The sequence below is a fragment of the Niabella beijingensis genome (assembly GCF_020034665.1).
Lineage (GTDB): Bacteria > Bacteroidota > Bacteroidia > Chitinophagales > Chitinophagaceae > Niabella > Niabella beijingensis.
Window position 1 is genome coordinate 2,805,765 of record NZ_JAIQDI010000001.1, and the last position, 19,607, is coordinate 2,825,371.

Here is a 19,607-nt window from a genome sequence, read left to right on the forward strand (position 1 = left end):
TCCGGTAAAAAAATAGTTTACGCAAAGCTGTAACATTTTTTTACCTGCTGCGTGTAAGAGGTATGCAAACCTTTTCCAGGCAGCTGTCTTATTGTTACAGCCCTTTATTGTTATTGCTACTGTTCTTTTGTGCAACCCGTGCTGCTGCTCAGGGAACCATCACCGGCAAATTGGTGGACTCGGCCACGCAGAAGCCATTGTATATGGCTACCATCACCGTTTTTAAGGCAGCCGATACTTCTGTCGTTACTTATCGTCTCAGCGGGGAAGACGGCATGTTCCGTATACCGGGGCTTTCACCGGAGCTGCCCTACCGGGTGATTGTTACGTTTACAGGTTATGGTGTATACCGCAAAGAGTTCCTGCTTTCCAGGGAAGCCCCGAACCTTAATCTCGGAACAATCGGCCTGCAAACGGGAGCCACCGATCTCGATGAAGTACTGGTAGTGGCAGAACGCCCGCCCATGGTGATCCGGAAAGATACGGTGGAATTTAATGCCAATGCTTTTAAGACCCTGCCCAATGCACTGGTAGAAGATCTGCTTAAAAAACTACCGGGCGTGCAGGTAGACAAACAGGGGAACATTATGGTGAACGGAAAGCGGGTGAACCGGATCCTGGTGGATGGAAAGAATTTTTTCGGCAGCGATCCGAAAATGGCTTCAAGAAATCTGCCTTCCAATGTAATTGATAAGATACAGGTAACGGACGATAAGGATGAACTGCTGGAACGCGGTGATGACAACCTGAACAATGTAGGCAAGGTGATCAATCTCACCTTCAAGAAGGGCGTAAAAAAAGGCGTATTTGGTAAGGCCTATGCCGGTGGTGGCGGTGGCATAAACGGGAGCCGGTTTGAAGGTGGTGCGATCGCCAATATCTTCCGGGATACGCTCCAGGTAAGCCTCCTGGGGTACAGCAATAACCTGAACCGGCCGGGCTTTGGCTGGTCGGACCTGATGCAAACGGGTGGGTTGCAACGGAACCGGGATGTGTCCGGTAGCGGAAACAACAGCAGCAACAACAGCAATTTCGGCTCCAATATCATGATCAACGGCATCAACTTTGGCGGTATGTCGCGCCTGGGCGGTGTTACAACCAGCAACGGGCTGGGCTTTAACCTGAACCATTCACCGAACAAGAAGAAATCTTTTTTCGCGCAGTATTATTTCGGGAAAGTACATACCGATGTTGAGACGGATAACACCACCCGCATCTTTAACAACGACACGGTCATTACCAACCGGTCGTTGTATAATACGGTTCTGAGAGGCAACACCCACACGTTCGGCATTGGGATGAACCTGAAACCGGATACGCTGACCACCATAACCGCAACTGCCAGCTATATCCTCGGACAGGAACAGAACAACAATAAGAATGAGCAGAACGGCACCCATAATTTTTTTGGGGAATTGAACAACGGTAACGTTTTAATTAACGGGAATACACGTAATGATATTCTGCGGGAAAATTTTTCCCTGACCCGGCTATCCAAAACCAAAAGCGGACGGCGCATTTCTTTTGCACAGGGGGTTGTGTGGAACAAGAAACATACCGACAGTTATACCGATGCACTCATACATTATTTATATCCCCGGCAGCTGGACAGTGTTACCAACCAGCTGCGGGCAGAACTTATTCCGACCTGGTTTGCCTATGCCGGTATCAACTACCGGGAGCCGCTGGGAAAGAAATGGTTCCTGCGCGCAGGAGCGAGGTATGAATATGAAAACCTGAAAAATGATGTGGGTACCTTTGATAAGAGCGGTGACCAATATGATCAACGGAATGGCAGTTTAAGCAGCACCTTTCTGCGCAACAGCAACCGGTACCAGGCAAGTACGGGGCTGGAGTTTAAACACAAGGACCTTGCGATCACCCCCGGAGTGCGGTACCAGTACCAGCAGTTCGAGAACACGGTTTCCGGGATCCCGGATCCATTGATACAAAAGCAAAGCAATGTGCTTCCCCAGCTGGAAATTACTTACCGGAAGTTAACGGTGAACTTTACCCGCGATGTGGTACTGCCGGATTATAACTACCTGCTGCCCGTACGGAACAATACCAACCCCTATGTGATCAATATCGGGAACACAGGACTGTTGCCGGCAGTGATGAACCGGGTGTATGCCAACTTAAACACCTTTAATCCCAAAAACAATCTCAATGTGTGGAGCTGGGGCGAAGCCTATATCGCCGATAATGATGTGGTGCAGAGCATTACCATCGACAGCAGCGGGCTTCAGACCATACGGGCGGTAAATGCCAACGGAAGTAAACGTATTGCGGCCAATTTCGGGCTGAACCAGGATATAAAATACAAGAACAGCTTTACCTTCTCCTGGAACGTTGGTACCTGGACAGAATACCGGGAGAACAAATTCTTTTATAATGAGGAAGCCAGCATACAAAAACGGCTGAACAGTAATATATGGAGTAATGTCGGGTTTAACTGGAATGACAAGCTGGAGATCAACCCGGCATATTCTTTCTCTTATATGAGCGTAAAAAATACGAATCCACGGTTTACACCGGCCCGCAGTTTTGATCAGACAATGGGCACGGAAGTAATCGTCCGTTATATAAAGCATGTGATCTTCGATACGGAATTGCGGTACCTGAACAACAATGCATTTGCTGATCCCCAATACCGGAAAATGTTCATGTGGAATGCCGGGGTCAATTTTACATTTTTTGAAGATGAACGAGCGGTCCTTCGTCTTTACGCCAATGACCTGCTGAACCAGACACGTAATACCGACATCATCCCTTATCAGAATACCGTACGCACCACGTACAGCAATATTTTGGGCCAGTATTTCCTGGCAACGTTTACCTATAACCTGCGGCCGGCCGGTGCAAAAAAGAAAGTAGGCGGAGGCTGGTCGCTGTGGTAAGGAATGTAGCGGCGGTTCTCCTAAAAACAAAGGCTGTCTCAACCGGAGACAGCCTTTTTGCATCAGCGTTTTTAAACCCTATTTTATTTCAAAGACGGTGTTTACAGTGAAATTCAGTTTTATTTTTTTGAAATCCAGGTCTGCATCACCTCCGGCCATATCAGCGGCCTCTGCCTTCATGGCATAGTTGCGGTACATTACGGGTTGTAAAGGACTGTCCCCGCCATCCTGTATTTCCAGTACATCACCCAGTGTGCCGCCCAGTGCTGCCACCATGTAGGAGGCTTTTTCTTTTGCAGCCTTCAGGGCTTTGATCTTTAATTCCTTTTTCAGCTCCTCCATTTTTGAATAATCATAGCTCTGGATGCCGGTGCTCTGGATGCCTTTGGAATCAAGGCTGCCCAGGATCTGATCCAGCTTGTTCAGGTCACTCACTTTTAAAAGGTATTGCCGGCTGGCCAGGAAGTCCGGATTCTTTTTCTTACCGGTGGTATTGGCCCAGCTGTTGAGATTGCTGATGGTAAGATTTTCTTTGGCAATACCGGCTTTTTGTGTGGCGGCAAACAGCTGGTTCTCCAGTGTGGAGATGTCTACCCTTTTTTTGCTGTTGCCGTTTTCAAAGTATTCTTTCAGGGAAATACTTACGTAGATGATGTCCGGTGTAATCTCTGTTTCTGCGGTACCGCTTACAGTGATCTTTCTTCTCAGGTCCGGTGTCTGGGCGCTTACGGTTCCCAAAGCGACTAACGATACCAATGCGATTGCGAATAACTTTTTCATGTGTTTAAATTTTAATGAATCAATCAATGAATAAGGTTTTTAATTTGCCTTAATGATGCAAACCGTTTTTGTGTTACACACCGCTTCTTTTCCTTTAACGTTCTTTTTACATCTAAGTTGATGCGGATCAATCAGAATTTTTCGATCACACCCAGTCCGAACAACGCAAAATCATATTTAACCGGATCTTCAGGATCAAGTTGTTTCAGGTGTTCCGAAAGCTCCAGAGCGGCCAGCCAGTCATTGTTTGGGCGTTGCAACAGGTTAAAATGCCGGGCCACACGTGCCACATGCAGATCCAGCGGACAAACCAGTTGTGCGGGCCGGATCGTTGACCACAGACCGAAATCGACGCCTCTTTTATTGCTGCGCACCATCCAGCGCAGGTACATATTCAGGCGTTTGCAGGCAGATTTGCGTTCGGGGCTTGCGATGTGTTTTTGTGTACGGACGGGATAATGGGGAAACCGCCTGGCGTCAAAGAAAGAGCGGCGAAAGCCGGTGAGTGCATTTTCTACTGTAGGGTCATCCGGGTGCAGGTGGCTGCTGAATGCCGTTTGAAGAGAGGCCTGTTTCCGTTTCTTATAATGATCCTGCAGGAAATCAAAAAAATGAAAAAGATCAACAGCATTAAAGGTCCGGTGTACAAAGTGCAAAAAAGGTTTGCGGTCTGCTTCTGTATGATGAATAATAAAATCGTGGGGCGCATTGCCCATCAGCGTTAACAGGCGGTTGCAGGAGTTGATAATACTCTTCCGGTTGCCCCAGGCAAGGATCGCAGCAAAAAAACCTGCGATCTCAATATCCTGTGTTTTTGAGAACCGGTGCGGAATGGCGATCGGGTCGTCCGGAATAAAATCGGGCTGTTCGTATAAAGCCGCCTTGGTGTTCAGAAAATCTGCCAGGTTATCCTTGAGCGAGTTGTTCATGCATCAGTTGTTCAAATGAATCGCCTTTTATAAAGGCATAGGTCTTTTTATTGAGGCGGTAAAATTTCAGCCAGCCATTTTCCGTTAATGCCGTGAGATCGGTCCGTGCTGTTTCTTTTGAGACGCCGAAACCCGAACGCAATTCCCGTATGGTAATGATCTTTTCTGCTTCATCCCGAATCCACTGAAGCGCAGCCGCCTGCCGTATGTTCAGTCCTTCTATCTGAACAAAGGGATTTGTTTCCTTCTCTTTATTGGTGCGTTGTAAACTGTCTTTCAGTGAACGGTAAGCCATACGCAGGGCCTGTGTCATAAAATGGATGAAGTACCCGGTATCCGCATTTGCCTGTGCCTGGAGGAATGCCTTATGATACTGAGGTTTCAGTTTTACGATGATATTGGAAACGGCAGTATACCGCAGTGCCCAGTACCCCTTCCGTAGCAGGTACCAGTATGCCACCAGCCGGGCCATACGTCCGTTACCGTCCCTGAACGGTCGTATGCAGGTGATCAGGTAAGCGATGAGACCCGCCTTTATTACAGGATGGATATAAAAGGGATTTTTTTCTTCATTGATAAGAGCCGCCAGCCACTGCATCCAGGGTTTGATGTCTTTTGCGTCGACGGCTTTGTATAAATCAGGTGCGTCGATTGCAGAGACATCATATTTATTATTGGTGCGGTAGCGGCCGATCCCTTTCAGCTTAATGGTATCTTTTGTAAGCTGCTGATGGAGTTCCAGGAACAAGGCCTCGGTGAACGGCTCATTTTCCCAGGTATGTATCTTAAGCAGGCATTTATAGATATTGACAACGGTCTGTTCTGTTTCATTGGCAGTGGTCTTCTTTTTTAATAATAGTTCCCGGACCATTTTTTTTGAAACAATAAAACCGGCGAGCTGTGCTGAACTCATGACTTCATCGATCATTGCGGCCATCAGGTAGCGGTGATCGTTCTTCTGGTCCATTAAAGTCATAATGCTTTTTCCTCCGGCCATGTGTACGTCAAGGTCGTGCAGTACGGCTTCCATATCATTTGAAACAGACCAGGTAAATTTTTTACTGAAGACCTCAACACTACGGGTCAGTCCCTGTTCCCGGGCTGTTTTAGCGGCTTCCCATATTGTTTCGTTGGGGAGGTGCTCCGGTTTAAGGGCCATGTGCTGTACTTTTTCCCAATCGAGGTAGCTGTTGTTGATCTGGAGGATGCTTTGTAAGAGTGCTGTTTGTTCTGCGTCCGATAATTCCCTGTTCATAAAATGATCTTTAATTGACCAATTGGCTGCAAGATAGTTGGTTTGCAGGAGAGATGATGCGTTTTTGACCGGTAAACAGAAAATTAATCTTGAGTGTGGAACCTGTTTTATAAAAAATCAGGGACTGTCCTGGAAGTCCGGAATGTAAGATGCCTCCCCGTACCGATGGACCAGTACAGGGAGGCATTATCCGAAATATATATGTTTGAGACGACCCCGCGGCCGGCAAATGTTTCGGACCGCAGTTGCGTCAGCCGATAGCCTGTTTCAGGTCTTCGATCAGATCGTCTGCGTCTTCGATACCAACGCTCAGCCGGATAAGGGAATCGTTCAGGCCGTTTTTGATGCGTTCTTCCCGGGGAATGGAAGCATGTGTCATGGTTGCCGGATGATTGATCAGTGATTCGACCCCGCCAAGGCTTTCTGCCAGTGCGAACACTTTTGTGGAGGTAAGCACTTTTGTTGCAGCCTCCATTGAATCGTCCTTCAATTCAAAGCTCATCATTCCGCCAAAATCGCGCATCTGGTTTTTGGCAACGGCAAAGCCGGGATGATTTTCAAAACCGCACCAGTATACTTTATGAACCTTGCTGTTGGCTGCGAGGAAGGCGGCAACCTTTCTGCCGTTCTCGCAATGACGCTGCAGGCGTACATGAAGCGTCTTGATACCGCGCAGCACCAGGAAGCAATCCATCGGGCCGGGAACGGCCCCGCTGCTTTTCTGGATAAAGAACAAACGTTCGCGAAGCTCATCACTATTAAACATCAGCGTTCCCATTACCACATCACTGTGTCCGCCGAGGTACTTGGTAGCAGAATGCATGACAATATCGGCCCCGAGATCCATGGGATTCTGCAGGTAAGGGGACGCAAAGGTATTGTCCACACAAAGCAGCGCCCCAGCCTTTTTGGATAAGGCGGCCACAGCAGCAATATCCGTTACATTCATCAGCGGGTTGGTGGGGGTTTCGATCCAGATCAGTTTTGTCCGTTCGGTCACCGCGCTGGCCACCTGCTCCACCCGGGTGGTATCCGTGTAAATGAATTTGATACCAAAGTCTTCCCAGATCCTGGAAAACAACCGGTAAGTGCCGCCATACATGTCATTTGCAGCAATCACTTCATCTCCGGGTTTTAAGAGCTTGATCACCGTTTCCGTCGCCGCCACACCGCTGCTGAAGGCCAGTCCATGGTTCGCATTTTCCAGTGCCGCCAGCGACCGTTCAAGGGCGGTACGTGTGGGGTTTCCTGCTCTGGAATAATCATAACCCTGGTGCTGATTTGGGCCGGATTGAACAAAGGTGGATGTTTGAAAAATGGGGGTCATAATTGCCCCTGTTGAGGGGTCCGGTTCCACTCCCGCATGGATGATCTTTGTATCTAACTTCATAATCGTCATTTTAAGAGGCACAAAGGTAGGCATTGAGGGGGGTGAAACGGTAAACACCACCGTGAAACAGTGCAGTAGTGTTTCACGATTTTTTCAAAATACTACGGAACGTTCGTAATCGGGCGCTCTGCCTACATTAAGAAAGACTTAACATTTTTTTTAAATGCAGACTGTAACATATCTGGTGGTGTTGCGATTTATATATATAACGCGTTTATTGATCCGGAAGGGTCACCAAAATAAGAATTATGAGTTGTTATCAGAGAAGATTGGAGTTTTTACCCGGAGAAATCCGCCATTCACCCCATTTCTTTGGTGTTCTGCCACAAACCGCTTGTAACAGCATACTATCTGATACTACTTTTGAATCAACAAACCAATAAAAAATTTTAAACCGCCTGTCAGGCATAAAACTTTTAAAAATGAAACTCTTTATTCTTGCCGCCATTGTTTCCCTGGGCTTGAATGCATCGGCTGCTGTTAGCACAAACCCCACGATCAATGAAAAAGTGCTGAAGACCTTCCATGAAGTGTTCACGAATGCACAGAACGTACAATGGAATATTACCGAGAAATACAATGAAGCGAGCTTTCGTTCCGGTTCTGTATCTACCCGCGCGGTGATCGATAACAATGGGATACTGATCCGTACGATCCGCTATTACAAAGAAAATAACCTGCCTGCAAATATTCTCTACAAGCTGAAGAAGAAGTATGATGGAAAGGAGATCTATGGTATTACCGAGGTAACCAATGGTGAAGGAACCAGCTATCATGTAGTGATCCGTGATCAGCGTAGCATTTATAATGTTACTGCCGACAATAACGGAAGCCTTATGCAGACGGCTAAATACAAGAGGGGCGATATCTGATCCCTCTTCTCAACCCTAACATTTCTCATGTATAATACGGAGTGGAACATTCTTGTTCTCTCCCTTTTTTTTTATAAGGAATCGTTACCTTTTTATTTTTGGAAGACACAACGGCATAACTGGCGGAACCCGGATCACAAACCCAGAGAAGGATACCTGAATTTTCTTTTTGATTCTGATAAGCCTGCTGAGTTACCCTGAAGCGATTATCCTGTCCCGATGAATCGCATATGCGTCGGGCGGATGTTTGCCATTAAAAGGCTGCAGCGCACCGGGAATAGCGTCAGACACTCCGGGTTACAAGGCTGAGCAGCGCGCTGCGCCTGTTTTTATTTGATAAACTGTAATGGAATGCTGATCTGCCCGACCTTCCAGCCGGATAAAGGCTTTTTATCTTGAAGCTTATGCGATTCATCGGGATGTTCCGGGATCTATTTCAGGGTCCCGCGTGGATCTGTATATACGCAGGAAATGAGCACGGCGTTCCGGAAGATCCGTTGCTTTGAACAGATAAGTTTGGCGGTGAAAAATAACCGCTGTTTTTCACCGGAACAAATCTGCCGTTCACCCCCATTTTACGGTGGTTCTGCCATTTGGCCCTTGTCAAACGCTGCTGCAGCTGCTATTTTTGATCTAACAAATCAAATAAATAATTTAAACCGCCTGTTACCAGGCATAAAACTTTAAAAAATGAAACTCTTTATTCTTACCGCTGCTCTTTCTTTAGGTTTAAACGCAATGGCCGCCGTTCCTGCAGATCCCACAGTTAATGAAAAAGTATTGAAAACATTTAACCAGGTGTTTACTGAAGCCCAGGATGTACAATGGAGCACTACTGCTCATTACAGTGAAGCCAGCTTCCGCTCCGATGCGGTATCCACCCGTGCAATGATCGACAACAACGGTGTCCTTATCCGCACCATCCGCTATTATAAAGAAAGCAATCTGCCATCAGCAGTTCTGTACAAGATCAAAAAGAATTACGAGGGTAAGGAGGTTTATGGTGTAACAGAGATCACCAATAACGAGGGGACCACTTATCATGTTGTTATACGCGACAGCCGTAATTTGTATAAAGTAACGGTTGACGACAGCGGTACCGTGCAACAGACAGCAAAATATAAAAGAGGCGACAAATAATAAATTCCGGTAATCCTGTTGAATGGAGTGGTTTTAAACCGCTCCATTTTTATTTTATAATAAAAGGAAGTCGCACCAGAATACGTTCCCAGGCAATCAGCAGATCAGCGCCCTGGGGTGTTTTTTTAAAAACCATGGTAAAGTACTCCACCATGGGATTGTTACCGGTGGAAGGGACTTCCACCCGCAAAAGATCCTGGGTGCTATCCTGCTGAAGTCCCCAGGTATCCAGGTTGTTGTTAAGGACGATGGTCCAGCTTTCTTCGTGCGGGATGCTGTAAAGCGTATAACGGCCCGGCTCAATTTTTTTGTTATTGAGAAAAACGGGCCGGAACACATCCAGTTCGGTGGCTTCATTCGCCCCCATCCGCCAGGGCTGATCATATTTAAGCACGGAACCAAACAAAGCGCGTCCCTGAAGATGTGGCCGGCTATAGATAACACGCATTACCGGTTTTTCCGTAGCAGTGCCACTCATTTTATGCAATGGATAATGTACGGGGAAATAACTCATATCCAGGGGGGATACATCCACCGCCTCATACGGGTTGTTGGTGTTGACCGGTTGTGCCACCCGCGGTGCATCCACAACAGGCACCTGTGGCGTGGTTTTGTTTTCTGGTTTCTGATTACAGGCAATAAGCAATACGATACCGGCAAGCAGGACCCATCCTCCCTTCATACAGTTCATTCGATGCAATTAAAAATTTATAGGCAGGGATGCTTTTTTCTGATCCCATTCGACCACCAAGTTAACGGTTGATCCGCTTTTTTCAAAATCAATGGTCAGGAATTCCACGGGGGCTTTAAGCTCTTCCACGGCCACGGAGGTCCGCAATACATCCTTTGCCGCATCATAATTAAAGGCGCCCCAGGCATCCGTGTCTTTGTTAACGATAAAGGTCCACTCTTTTTCATCAGGGATGCAGTAAAGCGTATACCGGCCGGCGGCTACTTTTTTACCATTGATGGTGGCCGGTGTAAAAAAGTTGACTTCGGTGGCTTCATTGGCACCCACGCGCCACACTTTTCCATAAGGGACGATATCGGAATTAAAGACCTTCCGGTTACTTTTTGCGGGCCGGCTGTAGATGACACGCATCCGCAGCGGTTCATTAACGCCCCGGATCTTTTTTGAAGGATAGTCGATGGGGTAGTAGATCTGGTCCATCGGCGATTTATCCACCGGCACCCAGGACTGGCTTTTAGCTGCGAGACTGAAGAAAAGTGCTGTAAAAACTGTTGCGATATATTTTAACATGATGTTCTTTTTTAATTTATAAGAGTGGCAAACCGGGCGGCCGCAAAGGGTTTCAGGTCGGCCCAGAAAAGACGATACGAATCGCCAAGGGGTTCCCTGTGTGCCTCGAATATTTTTTCTGCCGGCCGGCTGTCGTTCAAATAAGCTGCGCGGCGTACCAGGCCGGCGAAACTTTTATAAATACCCCAGGGTTCCCGGTAGTTATATAACCAGTCCTGTTGTTTCATGTAATAAAACAGCTGCCGGAAATTTTCGGGAAGCAATGCCGTATAGCGTTCCAGTGTTTCATACGTATTACGGGCAAAACGGTGCAGACTTTCCGGAGAGAATTCCGTTTTATCGGTTGCCAGAAAGTAATCGTATACCACATCCATAAAGGCCCCGCTGTAAAGACGGTATGTAGCTCTGAATACCTGCTTGGCGGCTATCGTGACCGGATGTTCATCGGTAAAGGTATCGATCATCCGGTGTAGCAGGATGCCGGCCCTGATCCCGGGTGGGTAATCCAGTTGCCGGTTGCCCTTCACAAAATCGCTGATCATATTGCCCACAAGAACATCTTCATTATCGAATGAAAGATATGCATGTGCCAGGAAATTCATGCTGCAAATGTAACAATAATAGGAAACAGGTTTATAAAACGGTTAACGGTGCCGGGCGAGCAAGGCGCTTACTTCCTCCTGGATACCGATGCTTTTATCGTTGTTGTATACCTGTTGAAGTGCGATCTTCATTTCTTCAAAACCAGCCTTTCTTTCCTTCAGCGATTCATACACTTCTTTGGCGGCTGCGGGTCTCGGCCCCCAGTGAAAAAGGTCCTGCCCGGTTTCGTCCCGCACAATTAATATCGGGATGGAGCGGGTGCCATTGGTAAGATACCGGGCTATTTCAGAACCGGTGTCCCGAAGTTGTAGTTTAAAGTCGATCCTGCTGTTCAGGGTGCTCATCAGGTACAGGATGGGTACAATGTGGGCCGCATCGCCGCACCAGGGCTCGGTAATCACGATCCATTGCTGTTTATTACTGATGGAAGCCATGAGCTCCTTTGTTTTTTCCAGAACCGGTTGTTGTTTGAGCCAGCGGTTCATACGCGACCAGTTCATTTTTGTATACTGCAGATAGTCTGCATTATCGTAGGGTGGTTCCGGCTTTTCGGCAGTAAGGATGGTATTGAAAACAGTACGGTACTCCTGGAAATTCATCATTTGACACGTTTTTTGATAGTTTATGCCGGATTTGACGTCCGGTGCCTATAAAAACATTTAATTTAGCAAAAGGTTTCCGAATAATTTAACAGCAATTTGTTCCGGATCGGATCAGTAGCCGGAACTGTGGCATAGTTTTTTGAGATGAATCTGTATTCATTAACTATTTAAAAACATATTCGGAAATGAACAAGAATACAAGAAACGGCCTTCTGGCGCTTGGCCTGGCTGCTGCGGCAGCCTGGTACAAAATGAGCCCGGAGCAAAAATCGAACGTAAAAAATAAAGTATCCGACCTTGGAAACAAGCTAAAAGGCGGCCTTGCCAACTTAAAAAAGCAGGCAGGTCAGACCGATGCAACGTCCGCGTCTTAAGCTCGTACAAACAAAGTCCTTTTTACTATGCCGGAAAGGCACCGTTTAACGGGGCCTTTTTTTTATGGGGTCTCGAAGTTGAGCAACAGGTGCTGACTGGCGGTGAAGACATCCCGGAAAATACGGTTCAGTGTGGTGCCGTTCGCTGTGGCGCTCACACCGCAGTACGGAAAAAGATCGGCCACGATCTTTCTTGACCGGCGGGCCAGCAGCCGGCTCTGTTTTGAAACCTGGTCCAGTACCGGCGCGGGGATCGCTCCCTGTGTGGTGAGACGGCTCCAGGAATCGTCCACGGCGGTATAGAACCGGTTTCGCAGGAATTGCAGGGTGGCTGTTGCCTGCTGCCATTTTTGCTGCAGGAGTACCCCAGCTGAATCCGGGCCGGCAGGAGTTGTTTTTTGCCGGATCAGTTCTTCAAATTCTTCCAGAAAATGGCGGGCCATCCCAAGGGTATTCACCGCCAGTGTGGCCTCTGCAAACTGTAAGAACGGATACCTGTAAACCGCTCCGGGAAGGATCGCTGCCGACGGGTGTATGGTAAAACTCCGTTCCCGTGGCACTTCCAGCCCGGCGATGCTGAAACGCTGACTGGCAGTGGCCTTTAAGCCCATCGTATCCCAGTCGTCAACGATGGTGACCTCAGACCGTTGGAATAAGAAGGATCTGTAAACCGGTACTCCCTCCGTATTCACCAGTAGCTTCCCGTCTTTTTCAATTTTGCAGTTTGCGGTAAAGTGGGTGCAGTAAGGCGCGCCGGTAGCATATTTCCAGGAACCATTGATGCGGTAACCACCGGCCGTTTCCTTTGCTATGCCCGAGAGTGCGCCGCTGCCGCCAAAACAAACGGTATCATCTTTAAAAACAGACCTGGTAAGTTCCGGGGATAAATAGCCGGTGAACTGGGTGGCACCGCTGCAAAGCGTAACGGTCCAGCCCAGGCTGCCATCAATTTTTGCCAGTGCTTCCTCTATTCTCAGGCCCTCCGGCAGGGATAATTCCAGTCCGTTCTGGGAGGCCGGTACAAAGAGCCGGAACCATTTTTCCCGGTAAATAATATCCAGTTGCTCCGGTGTGAGCCGCGCCTGCCGGTCGGCGTTTTCTGCAAATAAAGCCAGTGTGGCTGCGGTTTGCGGGTCGATCATTTTTTTTCCAGTATGCGCTTCCATTCAAAAAAGCCGAACACCGCAACAACAAACAGGAAAACGGTGAGCAGGGCATAAAGCGGAAGCTGTTTATAAAATAAAAGGGGGATTGCTACGGCATTGCTGATGTTTAGCAGGACCCAGTTCTCCAGTTTGCGTTTTGCCAGTAGCCACATTCCGGCCCAGGCCGTAGCGCTTACAAAAGCATCCATTACAGGCACGGTAGAATCGGTGCAATACCGGAGCGCCAGGTACAGGAGAACAAATCCGCCCAGAACAATCATCAGGGTCGTCCTCCAGTCGCTTTTTGCAGCCTGGGTAATGGGCAGGGGCGCCGCCGTTCTTTTAAAGACCCAGAACCACCATCCGTAGATACTCATGACCAGGTAGTACAGGTTCAAAATACTTTCGGCATACAGTCCGGCTGTTATAAATATATAAATGCTGATGAGAACGGCGATGATGCCGGTTGGGTAAAGCGCCACCTTATTGGCTTTGGCTAGTAATACCTGTGCTACACCAAATGCTACCCCTACCCATTCCAGTATGCTGATATTTTTTAATTCCTCAAGAAAAACGGAGACCCAGTTTGCCATATCAATAAAATAAATACAGGGTCAGGCAGAGCGACTGCTGTTTCCTACGCCGGCATTACCCGGATCAGGTTCCTGAAACCCTGAATGGTTTCAATGGGTATATTCTCAGCCCTGATTTCATGCCGTGTAACGGCAAAGGCACCCCATTCGGGCGTGAAGGTAAGTAAAAAGAATGAACCGGAGCCGGCAGCATGGAGAGCGGACGGGGAATGCAGGTTATAAAAGGGGTATGGCGGCCCTGCCGGAGCATCAGGAGCGGTATGGCTTTAGCGTATGCCGGGGGCCGAAAATAATTTTTACCTTGTTTTATACTTTGGTTGTGATTTGTAATATATTCGCTCCGCTTAATTTTTTTACATGCCGTCGTCCAAGCGTTTATTCGTGAAAATTTCCACCCTTCCCAATGCCGGCAAGGGCTTATTTACCAAAGTAGCAATTGCTAAAAATGAGATCGTTACAGAGTATACAGGGCATGTCGTTCCCTGGAAAGATGTGGCGGATGATGCAGACAACGGATACATTTTTCATATTGATGACGAAACGGTGATCGACGCCAGGAATGACCTGTCTTCATTTGGCCGTTATGCCAATGATGCGGCAGGACTGGAGCGGGTGAAAGGCATCCGCAATAATACGGAGTATGTGGAAGAAGGTGCCCGTGTGTTCCTGAAAGCAAAAACCGATATTCCTGCCGGCGGGGAGATACTGGTATCCTATGGACCCCAGTACTGGAAACAGGTAAAGGAAAACATCCGCATCGACCGGGAACAGGAAAAAACAAAAAGATAAACTGTTTTTTTAAGCAAAAGATATCCTGCCCGGCATCAATGACCGGGCATTTTCATTGAGCACATCTAAGGGAATGCTGTTATCTTTGTTTGCAGGATAATGGAAAAAAGCAACTTTGTAGACCAGATCAGGATATTTTGCCGCAGCGGACATGGCGGTGCGGGCATCAAGCATTTTTTGCGGGATAAATTTACTTCCAAAGGCGGGCCGGATGGCGGCGACGGAGGAAGAGGGGCTCATATTATTTTAAGAGGTAACCGCAATCTGTGGACCTTACTGCACCTGCGGTATTTTAAAAACATACTGGCGGAGAACGGTGAAAACGGAGGTGATAATAATAAAACAGGACGCAGCGGAAAGGATGTGGTGATCGAAGTGCCGCTTGGAACCATTGCCCTGGATGAAGAAACCGGTGAAAAAGAAGCCGAGATCCTGGAAGACGGCCAGGAGTTGATCTGGATGCCAGGCGGAAAAGGCGGATTGGGCAATGCCAATTTTGCTACTCCCACTAACCAGGCACCGGAATATGCACAACCGGGTTTGCCGGGTCTTGAAGGCTGGAAGGTACTGGAACTGAAAGTGCTTGCTGATGTAGGGCTGGTGGGCTTTCCCAATGCCGGTAAATCAACCCTGCTTTCTGTGGTAAGCGCTGCAAAACCTAAAATTGGCAACTATGCTTTTACAACACTGACACCTAACCTGGGTATCGTGGAATACCGCGACGGACGCAGCTTTTGTATGGCCGATATGCCCGGCATTATTGAAGGCGCGGCCGAGGGTCGCGGACTGGGCCACCGTTTTCTGAGACATATAGAACGCAACCCGGTTTTGTTGTTCCTGATCCCCGCCGACAGTGATGACCATCGCAAAGAATTTGAGGTGCTGATGAGCGAACTGGAACAATACAATCCCGAATTGTTACATAAACAGTTTTTAATTGCTATTTCCAAAAGCGATATGCTGGATGATGAGCTGAAAGCGGCCATCAGCGCAGAAATGCCGGAACATATACCCCACCTGTTTATTTCATCAGTGGCCCAGCAGGGGCTTACCCAGCTAAAAGACAAACTCTGGGAAATATTGAATACCGCGCCGGAACCTGAAAGTGCTTAGCTTTCAGGACTGTGCAGGACAGTTCGCCAGACATTTAATTGTATTTTCGGAGCAACGATGTTGTTGATAAACAATTACACAGCTTGCTCATGAACAAGAAATTACTGGCAGTTGCTGCCCTGGTATGTTCCCTTACCGTAACCGCACAATCCGAAGTCAGGAACCTGCGTATAGAGAATCGCATCGATCCGGTTGGTCTGGATGTGATACAGCCCCGTTTTAGCTGGCAGCTGGAAAATGATAAGCGCAACGTGATGCAAACCGCCTATGAGATCCGGTTGTTGCAAAAGAATACCAATGTATGGAACAGCGGAAAAGTGGCCTCCGATTCCTCGGTGCATGTTACTTATAAAGGACCGGCGCTCAAAAGCGGTGAAAAATACCAGTGGCAGGTGCGGGTCTGGGACAACAACGGAAAGGGATCGGCATGGAGCCGTCCGGCTTTTTTTCAGATGGCATTGCTGCAGCCATCCGACTGGAAAGCGGAATGGATCACACCGGGTTATCCGGAAGATTCGGTGTTACGGCCAAGTCCGCTGATGCGCAGGGAATTCAACATTACAAAAAAGATCACCCGGGCTACCGCGTATATAACGGCGCACGGCATGTATGAGGCGGCAATAAACGGCAACCGGGTAGGCGATGCACATTTCACTCCGGGATGGACTTCCTATAAAAAGCGATTACAGTATCAGACCTATGACGCGACTGGTTTGCTGAAGGCAGGCAGGAATGCTCTCGGGGTGACCCTGGGAAGCGGCTGGTACAGGGGCACCATCGGGTTTGCCAATCATCATAATTTTTATGGAAAAGATATTGCGCTGCTGTTGCAGCTGGATATTGAATATGCCGACGGAACAAAGGAGCTGGTCGTTTCAGACGGATCCTGGAAATCAGCCACCGGGGCCATTGTTTATTCCGAGATCTACAATGGTGAAACCATCGACGCCCGGAAAGATAAGACCGGCTGGATGCTTGCAGGATACGATGAGGGCAACTGGTCGCCCGTAAAAACCGAGGCCTTTGATAAAGGGAACCTGCTGGCCACTTATAATGAGATGATCGAAGCGCATGAGGTCTTTAAACCGGTGAAAGTGCTGAAGACACCGGCAGGGGAAACGGTCCTCGACTTCGGACAGAACCTCGTGGGATGGGTGCGTGTAAAAGTAAAAGGGAATGCCGGCGATTCGGTATCCCTGTACCATGCTGAAGTACTGGACAAGGCCGGAAATTTTTATACCGAAAACCTGCGCTCGGCGAAGGCAAAGAATACCTATATATTAAAGGGTGGGGATACAGAGACCTTTTATCCGCATTTTACCTGGCAGGGTTTCCGGTATGTAAAGGTGGAAGGTTATCCCGGAACGGTCAGTCCCGACCAGTTTGAAGCAGTGGCCTTTTATTCAGCCATGGAACCTACAGGAACCTTTACCACCTCCAACCAGCTCATCAACCAGTTGCAGCATAATATCCAGTGGGGGCAAAAAGGCAATTTCCTGGATGTACCTACCGATTGCCCGCAGCGGGATGAGCGGCTGGGCTGGACGGGTGACGCGCAGGCCTTTTTCCGTACGGCGTCCTTTAACATGGGCGTGAATAACTTTTTTACCAAATGGCTCCGCGATGTTGAAGCCGATCAGATCGACGGGCGGGTGCCTTTTGTGATCCCCAATATCCTGGGCAACGGCGCCAACAGCGCCGGCTGGGCCGATGTGGCCACCATCATTCCCTGGGAGATGTACCTGGCCTATGGCGATAAACGTGCCCTGGCCACCCAGTACAACAGCATGAAAAACTATGTGGAAAGCATACGCAAAACCACAAAGGACAACCTGTGGAATACGGGATTTCATTTTGGAGACTGGCTGTTTTACCGGCCGGGGGATGATAACGACGGCCGCTCTGCGGTTACCGACAAATATCTGATCGCCCAATGCTTTTATGCGCATTCGGTTCAGCTGCTTATTAATGCGGCAACGGTGCTTGGCAACCGTGAAGATGCCGAAGCTTATGGCCGGTTGCTGAAGGAGATAAAGGAGGCTTTTGTAAAGGAATACATGACACCTTCCGGCAGGCTGGTTTCCAGTACCCAAACGGCCTATGTGCTGGCACTTCATTTTGACATGCTGCCCGAATCTTTGAGAAAACAGGCGGCAGAGCGGCTGGCTGAAAATATTAAAAGCTATGGCAACCATCTTACAACCGGTTTCCTGGGCACGCCCTATCTGTGTCATGTGCTGACCCGTTTCGGTTATACCGATCTTGCTTACAAATTATTATTGCAGGAAACCTATCCCTCCTGGCTTTATCCTGTAAAGATGGGCGCCACTACTATATGGGAGCGCTGGGATGGCATCAAGCCGGATGGCAGTTTTCAGACACCGTCGATGAACTCCTATAACCATTATGCCTACGGGGCTATCGGCGACTGGATGTACCGGAAAATGGTGGGACTGGATACCGAAGAGGACGGTGCGGGTTACAAACATATAAAAGTAAAACCCCATATCGGTGGTAATTTCAAAAATGCATCGGCCACTTTAAAAACCTATTATGGTACTACAGCCGCAGGCTGGAAGGTGGAGGGCGGCAATATATTGATGGAGGTGGAAGTGCCTGCAAACACAACTGCCACCATCTACCTCCCGGCTACGGATGTTGCGGCGGTCACCGAATCCGGTAAGCCGTTGCCTGCTGTGAAAGAGATCCGGACGCTCGGCGCCGAAGATGGCTATCTGAAGGTGGAAGCCGGTTCGGGTAAATACCGGTTTAGTCTGCCAGGTAAATAATACGTGTTGTAGAGTCCTTGGTATTGTATTGCTCCATTACCGGCATTTTTATCTTCAGCTGCTTTTCTGCCACGTAATCGTCCAGCGTTTTATAGGCCAGGTCTTTTATGACCTGATCGCCTTTGAATCTGACTTCGACGATTTTTGATGCCGGCACACTGATCAGTTCTTCGGGTGTTTGCAGCTGTGGATGAAATCCTGCGGGGATCTCGATGGCCGCCGCCACGTCGCTTTGCAGTTCCTTTTCATCCCTCTTATAAAAAAGGCCGGTACGCCATAATGAGGTGGCGCTGTCTTTTAATGTATAATGCTCCAGGTGACGGAAATGCGTGGTAAAAAAGCTGGGCAGATCCGCCCAGAGCACCCGTTGCTTAATCGCCACATAGTTGGTCAGCTGAATGTAGCCGGTGGTGACCCCGGGCGCGTTCCTGTCCCGGACCGGCGATTTCTCAATGATCAGTTTCAACGCCTGCAACCCTCGTTCAAACTCCCCGCCTTTTTCTTTTTCAAGACTGTAAAACAGGTTGAATACATTCCAGGGCTTTTTTGAAGGGATGGTGAAAGTCCAGGTAACGGTAGTGGCGCCGTTTTGTGAGGCAAGATCAAACCTGGAGTCGGCTTCCAGCTTCTGGGGTTCCAGGAGGCTGATGTGATGCATGATCTGTTTTTCCGGCAGGAGCCCGGTCAGCGCTATCTTGCCTTTTCCTGATAATAAGGCATTGCCTTCCCACATTACGGTTGTTCCTACCTGTCCGTCCGGTAACTGGTTGGTGGTATAACGGATGGAGGAGTCGGACCGCCCCCACACGGACCAGTTGTTGAAGTTTTGCAGCAATATCATCTGGTCGTACACTTTTTTTACAGGGGCATTGATCACAATGGATTTTACCACTTCCTGCTTTTCCGGAGCAAGAAAGGAAAGTGCAAACAGGGAAATGACCACAAAAACCAGGAACAACAGAAGGCTTCTGATAAATTTCATGCGCGTGTTTTTACGCACAAAAATAACCACTAACCCGTTGTGGTTGCATTTTCAGCGGATGTAAACTTTGGAGAAGGGATTCCGGCGGTT

18 protein-coding genes are annotated in these 19,607 nt (G+C 48.4%); 7 read left to right on the forward strand and 11 right to left on the reverse strand.

The features are described 5' to 3' along the window. Nucleotides 1-62 precede the first annotated feature (62 nt). Nucleotides 63-2,900, forward strand: a complete 2,838-nt coding sequence (locus K7B07_RS11700) for an outer membrane beta-barrel protein (protein ID WP_223709798.1) — start codon at nt 63-65, stop codon at nt 2,898-2,900. 78 nt (nt 2,901-2,978) lie between these two features. On the opposite strand, the gene K7B07_RS11705 is transcribed toward K7B07_RS11700, so the two are convergent. From K7B07_RS11705 to K7B07_RS11720, 4 genes are all read right to left on the reverse strand, one after another. Then, nucleotides 2,979-3,680 carry an SIMPL domain-containing protein gene (locus tag K7B07_RS11705; RefSeq protein WP_223709800.1) on the reverse strand — a complete coding sequence of 234 codons (702 nt, stop codon included), beginning with the start codon at nt 3,678-3,680 and terminating at the stop codon, nt 2,979-2,981. 131 nt (nt 3,681-3,811) lie between these two features. Continuing rightward, nucleotides 3,812-4,609 (reverse strand): TIGR02757 family protein, encoded by a 798-nt coding sequence (locus K7B07_RS11710; protein WP_223709802.1) that lies wholly within the window; start codon nt 4,607-4,609, stop codon nt 3,812-3,814. Next, nucleotides 4,587-5,864: a Fic family protein gene (locus tag K7B07_RS11715; RefSeq protein WP_223709804.1), complete on the reverse strand. Its 1,278-nt coding sequence runs from the start codon at nt 5,862-5,864 to the stop codon at nt 4,587-4,589. The genes K7B07_RS11710 and K7B07_RS11715 overlap by 23 nt, the downstream gene beginning before the upstream one ends. A gap of 250 nt (nt 5,865-6,114) precedes the next feature. Further along, entirely contained in the window at nt 6,115-7,254 is a 1,140-nt protein-coding gene (locus K7B07_RS11720; protein ID WP_262903503.1) for a cystathionine gamma-synthase, read from the reverse strand. A 422-nt stretch (nt 7,255-7,676) separates the two neighbouring features. Here K7B07_RS11720 and K7B07_RS11725 point away from each other — a divergent pair, with 422 nt between their 5' ends. Together K7B07_RS11725 and K7B07_RS11730 are read left to right on the forward strand one after the other, a co-directional pair. Beyond that, a complete protein-coding gene (locus tag K7B07_RS11725) occupies nt 7,677-8,126 on the forward strand; it encodes a hypothetical protein (protein ID WP_223709808.1) in 450 nt (149 codons plus the stop codon). Between the two features lie 690 nt (nt 8,127-8,816). Continuing rightward, the gene (locus K7B07_RS11730; protein ID WP_223709810.1) at nt 8,817-9,266 is read left to right on the forward strand and encodes a hypothetical protein; all 450 of its coding nucleotides are present in this window, start codon (nt 8,817-8,819) and stop codon (nt 9,264-9,266) included. A gap of 49 nt (nt 9,267-9,315) precedes the next feature. Here K7B07_RS11730 and K7B07_RS11735 read toward each other — a convergent pair whose 3' ends face one another. Genes K7B07_RS11735 through K7B07_RS11750 form a run of 4 tightly spaced genes read right to left on the reverse strand, consistent with a single transcriptional unit; the run spans nt 9,316 to nt 11,732 of the window. Further along, nucleotides 9,316-9,957, reverse strand: a complete 642-nt coding sequence (locus K7B07_RS11735; RefSeq protein ID WP_223709812.1) for a DUF2911 domain-containing protein — start codon at nt 9,955-9,957, stop codon at nt 9,316-9,318. A 9-nt stretch (nt 9,958-9,966) separates the two neighbouring features. Continuing rightward, a complete protein-coding gene (locus tag K7B07_RS11740) occupies nt 9,967-10,527 on the reverse strand; it encodes a DUF2911 domain-containing protein (RefSeq protein WP_223709814.1) in 561 nt (186 codons plus the stop codon). Between the two features lie 11 nt (nt 10,528-10,538). Then, a complete protein-coding gene (locus K7B07_RS11745; protein WP_223709816.1) occupies nt 10,539-11,129 on the reverse strand; it encodes an acyl carrier protein phosphodiesterase in 591 nt (196 codons plus the stop codon). A 42-nt stretch (nt 11,130-11,171) separates the two neighbouring features. Further along, nucleotides 11,172-11,732, reverse strand: coding sequence for a thioredoxin family protein (locus K7B07_RS11750; protein WP_223709818.1), 561 nt, complete (start codon nt 11,730-11,732; stop codon nt 11,172-11,174). Nucleotides 11,733-11,917: 185 nt separating this feature from the next. On the opposite strand from K7B07_RS11750, the gene K7B07_RS11755 reads away from it, so the two are divergent. Next, entirely contained in the window at nt 11,918-12,106 is a 189-nt protein-coding gene (locus K7B07_RS11755) for a hypothetical protein (protein WP_223709820.1), read from the forward strand. A 62-nt stretch (nt 12,107-12,168) separates the two neighbouring features. On the opposite strand, the gene K7B07_RS11760 is transcribed toward K7B07_RS11755, so the two are convergent. Beyond that, complete coding sequence (locus K7B07_RS11760) at nt 12,169-13,248, reverse strand: acyl-CoA dehydrogenase family protein (RefSeq protein ID WP_223709821.1); 1,080 nt, start codon at nt 13,246-13,248, stop codon at nt 12,169-12,171. Continuing rightward, complete coding sequence (pnuC, locus tag K7B07_RS11765) at nt 13,245-13,844, reverse strand: nicotinamide riboside transporter PnuC (protein ID WP_223709824.1); 600 nt, start codon at nt 13,842-13,844, stop codon at nt 13,245-13,247. Before pnuC ends, K7B07_RS11760 begins: the two co-directional genes overlap by 4 nt. Before the next feature lie 357 nt (nt 13,845-14,201). Here pnuC and K7B07_RS11770 point away from each other — a divergent pair, with 357 nt between their 5' ends. The 3 genes from K7B07_RS11770 (at nt 14,202) to K7B07_RS11780 (ending at nt 18,535) form a co-directional block, all read left to right on the forward strand. Next, entirely contained in the window at nt 14,202-14,633 is a 432-nt protein-coding gene (locus K7B07_RS11770) for an SET domain-containing protein (protein WP_223709826.1), read from the forward strand. Between the two features lie 99 nt (nt 14,634-14,732). Then, nucleotides 14,733-15,746, forward strand: a complete 1,014-nt coding sequence (obgE, locus tag K7B07_RS11775; protein WP_223709828.1) for a GTPase ObgE — start codon at nt 14,733-14,735, stop codon at nt 15,744-15,746. 89 nt (nt 15,747-15,835) lie between these two features. Beyond that, on the forward strand, nt 15,836-18,535 hold the full coding sequence (locus K7B07_RS11780; protein ID WP_223709830.1) for an alpha-L-rhamnosidase: 2,700 nt from the start codon (nt 15,836-15,838) through the stop codon (nt 18,533-18,535). Here K7B07_RS11780 and K7B07_RS11785 read toward each other — a convergent pair. Further along, the gene (locus K7B07_RS11785) at nt 18,516-19,517 is read right to left on the reverse strand and encodes an SRPBCC family protein (RefSeq protein ID WP_223709832.1); all 1,002 of its coding nucleotides are present in this window, start codon (nt 19,515-19,517) and stop codon (nt 18,516-18,518) included. The two genes, K7B07_RS11780 and K7B07_RS11785, sit on opposite strands and share 20 nt — an antisense overlap. Nucleotides 19,518-19,607 lie beyond the last annotated feature (90 nt).